Consider the following 12863-nt stretch of genomic DNA (forward strand, 5'->3'; position numbering starts at 1 on the left):
GGAGAGGAGCCTTCCTTATCAAGGGGGGGGACAGGAGAGGAGCCTTCCTTATCAAGGGGGGGGACAGGAGAGGAGCCTTCCTTATAAAGGGGGGGGACAGGAGTGGGAGAGACGGGTTTGTCATTGTTTAGGGGAACGGATTTTCTTACTCCCCCCCTTGCTAAGGGGGGGCTGGGGGGGGTATCGGATGTGGGAATCCACCAGCCGTGTACGCTTTCTGCTGCACCCGTTTTACTGGAAATTGGCAGTACCACATCTTGATATTTCAACTGAAAATCTTTGGGAGTTGAAGAGATCGCCTGCGTCGGAAAAAAGATAAACTTACCTTGCGCTACAAATAAATAGACACAAGCACCAGAATAGGCGATCGCCAGAAATATCCCAAAACCGATGAAAGATTTAGACAAAATTAAGACCAGCAAGTTATTCATGGGAAATAGGAGAGTGCACGGCTAATTGGCCATTAGTCAAAATTTATGGCTAATTATGAATTCACATAATTAGCCATAATCCATTACTAACTTGCGCCGCAGCATTCCGCCTAATTTCAAAAATCAATGCAATTTCGGGCTATGCAAGTGCCAATTGGTAGACTGCTCGTAAGCGTGAGCCACTTGAAATAAGCGAGATTCTTGCAAAACATTACCAATCAGTTGTATGCCCACCGGTAGTCCCTTATCATCAAAGCCACAGGGCAAACTCAAAGCGGGCAAACCAGCCAGATTCACCGGAATAGTCATCAAATCTGACAAATACATACTCAAGGGATCGTTGAATTTTTCGCCCGCTTTAAAAGCCGTAGTTGGAGCTGTAGGACAGACCAAAACATCAACTTGAGCAAAAGCTTTCTCAAAGTCTTCTTTAATTAAAGTCCGAACTTTTTGAGCTTTTAAATAGTAGGCATCGTAATATCCAGCCGACAAAACATAAGTGCCGATCGCAATCCGGCGCTTCACCTCGGAACCAAACCCTTGAGAGCGAGTTTTGGCATACATATCCAAAAGATTGTCAGAGTCAGCAGCCCGGAAACCGTACTTAACTCCATCATATCTCGCCAAATTAGCCGAAGCTTCCGATGGAGCAATAATGTAGTAAGTGGGCAAACCATAGCGGAACCTGGGACAAGAAACTACTTGAATTTCTGCTCCCAACTTTTGAAATTGTTCGATCGCCTTAGTAACACATTCTTTCACCGCAGGCTCTAACCCTACACCAAAAGTTTCTTTAATTACCCCGATTCTAATCTGACCTTTCGGGCGCAAATTAGGTCTCAAAGCTTGAGCATAATCAGGAATTTCCACATTCAGACTCGTGGAATCTCTCTGATCGTAACCGGCGATCGCCCCCAACAAAATTGCCGTATCCTCAACAGTCCGGCCAAAGGGGCCGATTTGATCGAGAGAAGAAGCATAGGCGACCAAACCGTAGCGAGAAACCAACCCATAGGTGGGTTTTAGCCCTACCAAGCCACAAAAGGAAGCTGGTTGACGGATCGAACCTCCGGTATCCGAACCCAAACTCACAACGCATTCTCCCGCCGCTACCGCAGAGGCAGAACCGCCAGAAGAACCACCGGGAACCCGCTCTAAGTCCCAAGGATTCGCGGTAACTTGATAAGCAGAAGTTTCCGTAGAGCTCCCCATTGCGAACTCGTCCATGTTCGCCTTACCCACAATCACCGCACCAGCGGCTTGGAGTTTCGAGACAACAGTGGCGTCGTAAGGAGGGACAAAATTCTCCAAAATCCGAGAGGCGCAGGTTGTGGGAACGCCTTGGGTGCACATATTGTCTTTAACGGCGATCGGGATTCCGGCCAACAGCCCAATTTCTTCCCCGGCAGCGATTTGGGCATCAACTTGGACTGCCTGCGCCATTGCGCGGTCTGCTGTCACGCACAGAAAGCTTTTTAATTTTGGCTCTAGCTGGGTAATACGGTCTAATGCTTCTTGAGTAATTTCCACAGCAGAGCGTTCTTTATTGACCAGTTGTCGGTGCAACTCGCGGATGGATGCCATGCTCGTACCTTTATTTTTTCTACTTTCGGCTTATATGTCAATATAGCTGGCAATTGCACCTGCTTACTGCCTGGGTGTAAAGTCCGCATCTGAGGTGGGTGCGGGTACTGTGGCCCAGAGATGATGTTGGTGGCGAAAGGTTCGATCGCGCGATCGAGTTTTTTTAATAATAGATGAAAAAGTGCGCTCTCAACTAGCTGTAGGGGCGGGTTCACCAACAATATATAACAAGAACCAACAATCTCAATAAACCCGCCCGCCCCCAACTTTGCCCCGCATAAATTTTGCCGCTGAAATCTTTACTACAAACCAAATCACAGATTCAACAGTTCTCCCTCTCAATTTTCCGTCGCAACTCCCGAATTACTGTACTTGTATGGTTGTCGCGCGACATTTGCCAGCATTCCTCCACAATTTCTGATACATTAAAATTGGGAAAATAACGGCTGATTAAACTTTCGACATATCGACCACTTTGCAAACAGTAAATTATTAGCCTATTTTTCTTAAACAGCCACACTTCCGGCACTTGATAAGGCAAGTAATCATCTAAATTAGTGTAGCTAGTAACATCCACTTCGATCACCAGATCGGGCGGCGGTTCAACACCCCAAGCAATCCGATCTTTACCCATAATTGCCGCGCAATTATCGATATAAAAACAATAATCTGGTTCAACTCCTCTTACCTCCGGCAAATCCATCGTAATTGGCGTAAACGCTTCATAATCTCTGCCCAAGTAATCTAGCAGAACTCTTGCCACAATTGCGATAACATGAGCTTGTTTTCCGTGTACGGGTAAAGGGGAAATTAATAAAATCTCTCCTGGTCGATATTTGATGCGCGGAATTTGGCGATCGCCCAATTGTGCTACAAGTGCTTGATAATCCTGCCAGTTTCCGGGGAATTTCACAAGTGTTCCTGGTGGCAAGTGAATTTTTTCTGGGGTGACGACTGCGAACATAAAACTTATACCTCCTGACTAATTTTAGGCGTTTTTAACCACGGTTGCAAATACTTGAGAGCGGGCGATCGTGCTATAATAGATAAAACTTAGGCCAAGAAACCGGGTTTCTGTGAAAAACTCAGATTATAATGAAAAATCTCCGAAGAAACCCGGTTTCTGAGTGTCTGCGTGTAAGTCATAATAGATAAACATGGATACCAGCGCGACCTATCGAGAAATAGTAAAACAGGTTATTCTTCAATACGCTAAATTGCGTCCATCTCATGGAGAGATTAGACTAGATTCGGTGTTGGATGAAACGCGCGATCGCTATGCTTTAATGCAAGTGGGTTGGGATAGAGGACGGCGAGTGAGAGGGAATTTAATTTACATTACCCTAGAAGATGGAAAAGTTTATATTGAGTACGATGGCATGGAATGTGGCATTACCCAAAATTTGATAGATCAAGGCATTCCAGAAAATGATATTATTTTAGCTTTTTTGCCATACTCTTTAACCGCTTTGACTGCCGCTGTGTAGTGATGAAAGGCAAAAAAGCGATCGCAAGTGGCGATCGAATTCAACTTAAGTATAATACCAAAAACGTATTTTAATCATTAGCAATTAAGGGCTTAATCTGAACTAGCAGTTGAGGAATTTTGTTTTGAGCAACATCCCAAACGATGTCTAAATTTACTCGATCGTAAGCATGAGAAACCCAATCTCTCATTCCTGCCATATCTTTCCAAGGGATTTCTGGATGTTCAGCGCGAAATTCAGAGGATATGCGTTTTGTGGCTTCACCAATAACTATAATTCTATAAATAATAGCAGCTTGTTTCTCATCAGAAGCTGCCAATTCCTCGCTATCAATTCCGGTGAGATAACGTTGAATCATCTCGCCAGCCTGTACAATATCCAACAGGGAAGCCATATAGCAATCCTAAATGAGTCGTAAAGTTTTTTTACCCCACCCCAACCCTCCCCTTAGTAAGGGGAGGGAGTAAGAAATTCACAAATGATTTAGGATTGCTATATCTCTATTTGCTGACATAAATTACCTTTGCAGAGTTGAGAATTTCTTGTTTTCTAATCCAGTTAATACTTTGTTCGATACATTGTTTGCTAAGGATATCTACCTTACGTCCGCATAAGGTTTCAAGTTCCTCCTGCATCTGCATCGCGTCCTCAAATGTCCATCGGTAATCAGGTGCAAAAGTTACGAGTATATCTATGTCGCTTGTTTCTGGGCAAAAATCTTCTCGCAAAACCGAACCAAACAGCGCTAACTCTACGATCCGCCACTTTTTACAAAAGGCGATCGTTTGTTCGGCAAGCCTTCCTAAGCGATTCAAACCTAAATCTAACTGAATCCTTGGCATGATACTGCTTCCCAAAAATACGGCAAATATGATATATTATAATGATTTCACGACCTCCAAGGCTAGTCCTAGCACCTCTGCAATTTGCTCATCGCTCAAGCCCAACTGTCGTAATTTACCAACCATTTCAATCTTAACTTTATTGGTGCTGTTGCGCGGTCTGCTGTGACGCACAGAAAGCTTTTCAACTTTAGCTCTAACTGGGTAATACGGTCTAATGCTTCTTGAGTAATTTCTACAGCAGAGCGTTCTTTATTAACCAGTTGTCGGTGCAACTCGCGGATGGATGCCATGCTCGTACCTTTATCGTTTCTACTTTCACTTTTTTCTTGAACAGCCACACTTCCGGCACTTGATAAGGCAAGTAATCATCCAAATTAGTGTAGCTAGTGACATCTACTTCGATTACTAGATCGGGCGGCGGTTCAACACCCTAAGCAATCAAATCTTTTCGATCGCTCAGATTCAGGCACGGTATCACGAATCGGGTACGACAGAAATAACTAATCTCAAAGGAAAGGCGGCTCCTATATACTACAAGTAACCGCTCTCAATACTAGCTATGAGCCTTTGCATCAACCCAACTTGCCCAAAACCAGACCACTCGCAGAACACTAACAACCGCCACTGTCAAAGTTGCGGTTCCGACTTACTGCTGCAAGGACGCTATCGCGTGATGCGACTCCTCAGCGATGACAGCGGTTTTGGCAAAATTTACACCGCAGAGGAACCGGGAATTTCTAAAATACTGAAAGTCCTCCAAGAACGTCTCAACAACAACGCCAAAGTAGTCGAACTATTTCAGCAGGAAGCAAAAGTATTAGCGCAATTCCAGCATCTCGGTATTCCCAAAGTCGATGGTTATTTCCCGTATCAAACCAGAAACGGGTTGATATTGCACTGCTTTGTCATGGAAAAAATCGAGGGGCCAAATTTAGAAGAGTGGCTAAAACAGCAGGGAAATCATCCCATTTCTGAACGGCAAGCAATAGCCTGGTTAAAGCAAATCGCAGAAATCTTGCATTTAGTGCATGGGAAGCAGTATTTCCATCGGGATATTAAGCCGCCCAATATCATGCTAAGACCGAATGGGCAGTTGGTGTTGATTGATTTTGGCACGGCGAGGGAAGCGACTTATACTTATCTTGCCAAAGTGGGTGTGGGACACCAAATTACGGGGATAGTTTCTGCTGGGTACACGCCACCGGAACAACAGAATTTCCAAGCTGTACCGCAATCAGATTTTTTTGCATTGGGACGCACCTTTGTGTATTTGCTGACCGGACAGCATCCTTTAAATTTTTACGATGCCCATAACGATGTGTTTCGCTGGCGACAGGCGGCGAATATTTCACCGAGTTTGGCAGATTTTATCGATAATTTGATGGCGCGAAGGCCAGGGGATAGACCGCACAATACCCAGGTGCTTTTGCAGCGGATAGAGGAACTGGCGCAAAAGTTGGGAAAGCGGAAAACCAATTTACCTCTAGGCGTGGCTGCGGGGGTGTTGTTGGTTTTGGGGGGTGGAATTGGGTTTTGGTTCTCTAAATTAGGTGGGAGTTCTGTTAGTCCGAGGGATGTTAGTTCACCTAGTCCGGTGGTGACGAGTTCGCCGAGTTCGAGTCCGAGTGCAGTGAGAAGTGTTGCGCCTATTAGTTCGCCGAGTTCTAGTGCGAGTGGAAGTTCTTTAGAAAATGTTTCTTTAGTCAAAACTCTTACTGGTCATTCCGACTGGGTTAGGTCTGTCGCCATCAGTCCAGATGGGCAGACTTTGGTTAGTGGTGGTGGTGACAATACGATTAAAATTTGGAATTTGGCAACAGGCAATTTAATCCGCACTTTGTCGGGTCATTCCAGCACTGTTTTTTCTGTCGCCATCAGTCCAGATGGGCAGACTTTGGTTAGTGGTAGTGTTGACAAAACGATTAAAATTTGGAATTTGGCAACAGGCAATTTAATCCGCACTTTGTCGGGTCATTCCAGCACTGTTTTTTCTGTCGCCATCAGTCCAGATGGGCAGACTTTGGTTAGCGGTAGTTATGACAATACGATTAAAATTTGGAATTTGGCAACAGGCAATTTAATCCGCACTTTGTCGGGTCATTCCTACTCGGTTCCAGATGTCGCCATCAGTCCAGATGGGCAGACTTTGGTTAGTGGTAGTGTTGACGATACGATTAAAATTTGGAATTTGGCAACAGGCAATTTAATCCGCACTTTGTCGGGTCATTCCTACTCGGTTTATTCTGTCGCCATCAGTCCAGATGGGCAGACTTTGGTTAGTGGTGGTGGTGACAATACGATTAAAATTTGGAATTTAGCAACAGGCAATTTAATCCGCACTTTGTCGGGTCATTCTAACTCGGTTAGGTCTGTCGCCATCAGTCCAGATGGGCAAACTTTGGTTAGTGGTAGTGATGACAAAACGATTAAAATTTGGCGGGTGTCGCGTTGAAGTTCACTGTCAACTCGTTAAACTCAGGTCTTGCACGCCTTGTCATCACCTTTGTTTCTGGCAACAGTTTCTACATTGAACCTAGTGCGATCGCCCACATCGTAGGTTGGGTTGAAGCATGAAACCCAACACCTAAGCCCCGCTCAAGCCAATGGATGTTGGGTTTCGCCTGATTCGATAAATGACAGGCAATAAGCTCAATGCTGCTCAACCCAACCTACAGCGAATGCGATCGCTTTTTACTAAAAGCTATTATCAATCTAATTGACATCGACGCTGATTAGAAGCGGATAATCTCGATCGTGCATCGCGATCGCTGAAAACAAACATCAAATTCTCGAAAGAAATTCGTTTGCCCAAGAATTAAGGGCACCTGAGAGGATTGTGCCCAGGCAAATGCTAGACGAACTGGTTCCAGATTCCCAATTTGAACGTGCACAAATACACCCCGCGCCTCAACCATTGCAAGATTTCCAGCCAATGGCAAGCGGATAGTTTGTTCCTCCCAAATTGCACCCAATTGCAGCCCTATGTCATAAGGTAATAGATTGACCGCAGACCCAGTATCTAGCAGTGCATTCGCGCAGACAGAAAAACCTGCATGACTCAGAGTGATCGGAATCGTGGGTAATGCTTCATCGTCAGAAAAGGGAAACTCGATCGTACTAGGCATGAGTAGATGCCTCTCGGTCATCCCGAATCATCTGCATCATAATGTTTGCAGCTTCCGTTGCGTCGTAGGGCGACCAAACCGGATACTCTGATGCAGAAAAGATAACTTGTAGTTCAGCCTTTGGGATTTGCACAGCTAGGAGTTTGAAGAGTGATAATTTGTCTGGCTGGCTCAGACTGTTCACCAAAGGAATTAACTCAGCGAGAGACATAGTTTAAACTCCTAGACATACGAGGATACATTTATCATAAGCGATCTGTGAGACACGGTTTTATAGATAGGCGATGGATAAGGACTGGGGATGCGATCGCCCCTTACTGTTTTTCTGGATAGGCGATCTATAAGGATTGGGGAGGCGATCGCACCTTTGTTTACCAAAAATCTAATTTTAAACAGAAGTGCGATCGCCCTTCTTCCACCTCTTCAACAACTCCGGTGTCACCAAACCTTGCGGAAAAAATATCGTCCCCAAAACAATCAGCACCCCAAACACAATTAACCGCCCATCCCGCAGAAATTGCGCCAACCAAATCGGCAATCCCTGAATAGTCGCCATCCCCCTCAAAACCTCCGGTAAAGCAGTAAACACCATCCCACCCAAAACTGCTCCCAGAAACGTTCTGCTACCACCAATCAACACAGAAGTCAAGTAAATAATACTAGCATCAAAAGTACCTTGACGCGCGTTCCAAGTATTCAGAAAATGAGCACTAATAGCACCCACAACCCCAGCTAAAATAGCACCTAACGTGAAAGCCAAAACCTTATAAAAAGTTGGATTAATACCGATCGCATCCGCCGCCAACTCATCAGCCCGAATCGCCGCAAAAGCCCGCCCCACCCGAATCCGTTCCAGCCGATAGACGATCGCCATACTTACCAAAAGTAAAGGTAGTACAATCCACAAATACTCGATCGGCGTCCCAAACGGTTGCGGAATCCCAAAAATACCAACCGCCCCGCCAGTGATATCCAGATTCAGCGATAAAACCCGCAAAATTTCCACAAAAGCAATAGTTGCGATCGCCAAATAAATCCCACTCAAACGCAGCGCCGGAATTCCCACCAAAATCCCCAGCAACCCCGAAACAACCCCTGCAATTATCATCTCCACCAACAGCAATGGCAGAGGAAACAAACCTTCTGTCGGCTTAAACACCGTCGTAGACAAAATCGCCGCAATATACCCACCCAACGCGTAAAAACCAGGGCTAGCCAGAGACAACTGACCAGTCATTAAAGGCAAATAAAGCGACATTCCCAACATTGCACCCAGCAACATCGAGACAATCAGAAACCCGTAAGTAGTAAAAAAATCATTCATAACTTTCTTTATTTATTAATACGCAAAAAAATAACCTTATTTTCTTCTTTCTCTTCCTTCGCGTCCTTAGCGTCTTCGCGGTTCATTTAATCTTACTCCCTATTGGCGATCGTATATTTTGATATAACAAACTAAACTTAAACCTTTTGAATCAAACGCCGTCCAAACAAACCCTGCGGCCTAACCAACAGCATAATAAACAATATAGCAAAAGCCACAGCATCCTTATAAGCCGAAAAATCACCAGGCACAAAAGCCTCAACCAAACCAATAATAAACCCACCCAAAACCGCCCCAGGAATACTCCCCAAACCCCCAAGCACAATCACCGCCAAACCCTTCAAACCAAAAGCAATACCAAAATACGGCCCCGCAATACTCACACTAGAACCCACCAAACTCCCCGCCAAACCAGCCAGAAAACTACTCACAAAAAACGTCAATACAATGTATCGATCCGTATCAATCCCCAACAAACTAGAAGTAGTAGCATCTTCAGCCACAGCCTGCATTGCTTTGCCAAACTTAGTGAAATTTATCAAGTAAGTTAAGACAGATACAATCGCAACTGATACCGCAAAAATTACTATTTGAACAGTCCGAATCGGAATTGGTTTATCCGCTGTCCCGAAGTTAATTGCAGCAGGCAAATAGCCGTAAGTGTTAGCAGGAAAAGTGTAAATTTCTGCGCCAACAAGATATTGGATGATATTTGCGATCGCAACTGCTACACCCAAACTAGAAACCACAGTCAGCAGAGAATCAGAGTGTCGGCGGCGCAAAGGTAAAAAAGCAACTCGTTCAACAATTACTCCCACCAAACCAGCCATGACACTTCCCAAAATTAACGCCATAGCAAAAGGCAACTGCACAGGAATTCGAGCATTAGCCCACAACCCATTAAAACCCACAGCACCTCCCATCAGCGCATAGGTGAAATAAGCACCCAAGGTAAATACTGCACCGTGAGCAAAATTAATAATTCCGAGAATAGAAAACACCAGCGTATATCCCAAGGCAAAAATAGCATACACGCTGCCGATCGACAAACCATTCAAAAATTGTTGAATAAATTGAGTGAGATCCACATTACCTCTTTTAAGCCGCCGACTTTTTCTGAGTAATTTCCGAACAAAAATCTTGATAATCTGCTTGTACTTTAGTAAAATATGCTTGAGCATAGTCCAACAGAGGGTCATGCCAGCGATCGGCATTTTCCGCCCAATTAATTAACTCATCTGCGATCGCCGATCCTTGGCGACCACTACTGCGTAACTGATTCCAAGCCGTAATTTCCCCCATAGTTTTCAGCACCTTTTTCAACCGCCCCAACTTCCCATTCCACCCATCCAAACTCACCTGATCTTGAGTTGGTTGTAACCCCCTCAACACAAACGGTTCGCCGTCCATTTCCACCACCGAAACCCAAGCTTGTGGCATAGCTTCCATCCGCTTTTGGATAGCCACAATCCTTACGGCTTCATTAGCCCATTGAGGCTGAGACAACTTCAAGTACGGCATCAAAGAAGAGGGAAGTGCTTGTTTAATATCCAACAAATAATTCCCATCAGGAGAACCCTTCCCTTCCACTAAAACCACATAGCGCTTTACCCCCAAACTTCCCGTACCAGCAATTCTTACCCCCACATCTAACAACTTAAAAAACTCCGCATTTGGCTGTTTAGCAGCCCAATTCTTCATCAAAGATTCCACGAGCGATCGCTCCTGCGAGGATATAGCCGCCGTCCGCTTATTATCAATAATCAAGCGGCGAAGACCCTTTTTCACCTCCGTCCGCCGATCCAAAAAATCTTTCCGTCGGCGTAACTTCAAACTATCCAATAAATCTGCAACCATCCCCTCAGCAGTCCCCCTCTCCACAGTTCGAGCAGTTCCCAAAGCCAAAGCATCAGTGTAAGCTTGGAGAAAGCAGCGACATAAAGTCAATACTTCCGACTGATTCACCCCCAGCGTATTCGCACCAACTAAAACGCTAGTCAAAAAACGAGTTATTTCCCAACTAGCCGGAGCCAAAGCGGATTCATCAAAATCGTTTATATCAAAATAAACCAATCTATTATCACCCTTGTAGCTGCCGAAATTTTCCAAGTGCAAATCACCACAAACCCATACAGGTGGTGTATCATTCAGCACAGAACTTTTATCCAAATCTTCATAAAATAAATGGCAAGTACCGCGAAAAAATACAAAACTATTAGTTCTCATTGCCTGGTACTTCAACAAAATTCGCTCCGGGTTGCGCCCGTGATTAAATTTCTGAATTCTTTCTAAAACCGTCTCACTCATGTTTGTGATTGCTTAATTGCCTATTTTTTTACTTCAAAAACTCAAATTTCCCATTAGTTCCATCCGCATCCATTTTAATCATTGCTACATAAAAATCTTTCTGATTAATCTCACCTTCTGGTGTAAAAGAAATTTGTCCTAAAGGGGTGTCGTATTTTCCAACCAACAACTGCTGATTCAAATTTGTACGCAATTGTGGCAAAGGTTGTTGGCTAACCTTAGACTGAGAATTGATCGCCTTTAATGACTCGACAAAAACTTGAACACCAGTAAAAGCTTGAGCGCTAAACTGAGGCGGTTCCTTTTTAAATTGAGCGCGATAAGCATCGCGAAAATCTTTATTAATCAGATTGGAATATTCCGGGCTGTATGCTTGGGCAATCAAAACCCCATCACAGAGCGCTTTACAAACAGGAAATATATTAGAAGTATTGAGACCGTTGCCCCCAATCATCACCCCTTTGTAACCTAACTCCCGCAATTGCTTAATTAAATTGCCTCCATCGGCGGCCAACCCGGAAATAATAATCAGATCGGGCTTGACATTGATCGCATTAGTGGCTTGAGATTGGAAATCTGTATCAGTAGTTAAGAATTTTTGGACTGTTGCCAATTCCAGTCCCATATCTTTAACCGTTGTCTGGAAAGTTTCCGTCTCAGATTTGCTAAAGGCATCATTCTGAGCAAAAAATACAGCTACTTTCTTAATATTGGGATTTTGCTTGAGGGCGGCTTTAACTGCATTAGGTGCTACGACGGCTACAGGCGCGGAGACTCTGGCGACATAATCGCCAATCTGGGGAATCCCTTTAGCGGTGTTGGATGGTGCGAGTACGGGAACTTTGGCGCGATCGGCGATCGGATCGGCACTAAAAGCTTGCTGCGACAGGCTTGGCCCCACAATACCCACCACCCGATCCTGATTGATCAGAGTATTGAAGGCATTGATCGCCCCTTGTTCATCTCCACCAGTATCTTGGAACACCAGCTTAATCGGAGTCCCATCCACACCGCCCTTGTCGTTAAAATACTTCTCGGCAATTTTCGCCCCAGCGACTTGTTCCTGGCCGAGTAAAGCCACGTTGCTAGTTTGGGCCACCCCAATCCCTATATATATAGTGTTGGAAGTTCCCGCAGCCGAACCCCCTGGTGAAGCACTGGCGGCAGATGGCGAAGTCGCCGGAGATGCTGTGGTAGAGGTTTGGGGAGTGTTCGTCTTGTCCGTCTGACTGCAAGCCAGCAGCAGTGAAGCGCAGGTAACGAATAAGGCAGTAGAGCGAGCTGTAGGTTTTTTCATGAGCGGGCGAACATATACTATATAGATCATCTAAACGTAAAGATATTCTAGCTATGGGTGGTAGCTGCTGGGTCAAAAATCCCAGACCAGAGCCAAAAAAAGACTCCTTGTGGGAAAAAGGAGTCAGCCAGCGGATCTCGGACCGGCAGTAAATAGCCTAAACCCTTACAGTGTATAGGCTCACCAAAAGCTCAAAAATAATTTCACAAAACGCTTGACAACATCTTGCGGAATAAGTATATTAATAAAGCGCCGGAAGGGAAGCGGTTCACTGAACCACAACCGGAAGGTAAAAACCGAACCTAGAAAAAAGAATAGTTTGAAAGCTTAAAGCAATATTAACCTCGTCAAAAAAATTAGAGATAGAGAGTAAAAGCAGTAGCTGATACTTAATATCACAAACAACGAGAAAAAAGTCAAGAGAAAAAGAAGGAAATCAGGCCTAATCGCCAAAATAACCGGA

General features: G+C 44.7%; 13 protein-coding genes and 2 pseudogenes. 2 read left to right on the forward strand and 13 right to left on the reverse strand.

What is annotated here, in order from left to right; all coding sequences use genetic code 11:
* The 3 genes and pseudogenes from ACBR23_RS27260 to ACBR23_RS27270 all read right to left on the reverse strand — a co-directional run.
* Positions 1-431, reverse strand: a pseudogene (locus tag ACBR23_RS27260) (hypothetical protein); the annotation flags it as partial.
* A gap of 123 nt (positions 432-554) precedes the next feature.
* Positions 555-2015 (reverse strand): Asp-tRNA(Asn)/Glu-tRNA(Gln) amidotransferase subunit GatA, encoded by a 1461-nt coding sequence (gene gatA, locus ACBR23_RS27265; RefSeq protein ID WP_371120790.1) that lies wholly within the window; start codon positions 2013-2015, stop codon positions 555-557.
* Between the two features lie 322 nt (positions 2016-2337).
* Positions 2338-2979 carry a Uma2 family endonuclease gene (locus ACBR23_RS27270; protein WP_371116275.1) on the reverse strand — a complete coding sequence of 214 codons (642 nt, stop codon included), beginning with the start codon at positions 2977-2979 and terminating at the stop codon, positions 2338-2340.
* 193 nt (positions 2980-3172) lie between these two features.
* Here ACBR23_RS27270 and ACBR23_RS27275 point away from each other — a divergent pair, with 193 nt between their 5' ends.
* Entirely contained in the window at positions 3173-3502 is a 330-nt protein-coding gene (locus ACBR23_RS27275) for a XisI protein (protein WP_371120791.1), read from the forward strand.
* Between the two features lie 70 nt (positions 3503-3572).
* Here ACBR23_RS27275 and ACBR23_RS27280 read toward each other — a convergent pair whose 3' ends face one another.
* From ACBR23_RS27280 to ACBR23_RS27295, 4 genes and pseudogenes are all read right to left on the reverse strand, one after another.
* A complete protein-coding gene (locus tag ACBR23_RS27280) occupies positions 3573-3896 on the reverse strand; it encodes a DUF86 domain-containing protein (RefSeq protein WP_371116274.1) in 324 nt (107 codons plus the stop codon).
* Between the two features lie 106 nt (positions 3897-4002).
* On the reverse strand, positions 4003-4344 hold the full coding sequence (locus tag ACBR23_RS27285) for a nucleotidyltransferase family protein (RefSeq protein ID WP_371120792.1): 342 nt from the start codon (positions 4342-4344) through the stop codon (positions 4003-4005).
* 95 nt (positions 4345-4439) lie between these two features.
* Positions 4440-4685 carry a hypothetical protein gene (locus ACBR23_RS27290; RefSeq protein WP_371120797.1) on the reverse strand — a complete coding sequence of 82 codons (246 nt, stop codon included), beginning with the start codon at positions 4683-4685 and terminating at the stop codon, positions 4440-4442.
* A pseudogene (locus tag ACBR23_RS27295) lies at positions 4667-4771 on the reverse strand (Uma2 family endonuclease); the annotation flags it as partial. The pseudogene ACBR23_RS27295 and the gene ACBR23_RS27290, both read right to left, overlap by 19 nt.
* A 135-nt stretch (positions 4772-4906) precedes the next feature.
* Here ACBR23_RS27295 and ACBR23_RS27300 point away from each other — a divergent pair.
* Positions 4907-6799: a protein kinase gene (locus tag ACBR23_RS27300; protein ID WP_371121329.1), complete on the forward strand. Its 1893-nt coding sequence runs from the start codon at positions 4907-4909 to the stop codon at positions 6797-6799.
* 280 nt (positions 6800-7079) lie between these two features.
* On the opposite strand, the gene ACBR23_RS27305 is transcribed toward ACBR23_RS27300, so the two are convergent.
* The 6 genes from ACBR23_RS27305 to ACBR23_RS27330 all read right to left on the reverse strand — a co-directional run bounded on the left by ACBR23_RS27305 (position 7080) and on the right by ACBR23_RS27330 (position 12400).
* Positions 7080-7472, reverse strand: a complete 393-nt coding sequence (locus tag ACBR23_RS27305) for an aspartyl protease family protein (RefSeq protein WP_371116272.1) — start codon at positions 7470-7472, stop codon at positions 7080-7082.
* Positions 7465-7683, reverse strand: coding sequence for a hypothetical protein (locus ACBR23_RS27310; RefSeq protein WP_333454035.1), 219 nt, complete (start codon positions 7681-7683; stop codon positions 7465-7467). Before ACBR23_RS27310 ends, ACBR23_RS27305 begins: the two co-directional genes overlap by 8 nt.
* Before the next feature lie 177 nt (positions 7684-7860).
* Positions 7861-8796, reverse strand: coding sequence for a branched-chain amino acid ABC transporter permease (locus ACBR23_RS27315; protein WP_371120794.1), 936 nt, complete (start codon positions 8794-8796; stop codon positions 7861-7863).
* A 137-nt stretch (positions 8797-8933) separates the two neighbouring features.
* Positions 8934-9884 (reverse strand): branched-chain amino acid ABC transporter permease, encoded by a 951-nt coding sequence (locus tag ACBR23_RS27320; protein ID WP_371120795.1) that lies wholly within the window; start codon positions 9882-9884, stop codon positions 8934-8936.
* A 10-nt stretch (positions 9885-9894) separates the two neighbouring features.
* Positions 9895-11103: a DUF2252 domain-containing protein gene (locus ACBR23_RS27325; RefSeq protein ID WP_371120796.1), complete on the reverse strand. Its 1209-nt coding sequence runs from the start codon at positions 11101-11103 to the stop codon at positions 9895-9897.
* Positions 11104-11131: 28 nt separating this feature from the next.
* The gene (locus ACBR23_RS27330) at positions 11132-12400 is read right to left on the reverse strand and encodes an ABC transporter substrate-binding protein (RefSeq protein WP_371116268.1); all 1269 of its coding nucleotides are present in this window, start codon (positions 12398-12400) and stop codon (positions 11132-11134) included.
* Positions 12401-12863 lie beyond the last annotated feature (463 nt).

It is taken from the genome of Microcoleus sp. (genome assembly GCF_041354475.1).
Taxonomy (GTDB): domain Bacteria; phylum Cyanobacteriota; class Cyanobacteriia; order Cyanobacteriales; family Microcoleaceae; genus Microcoleus.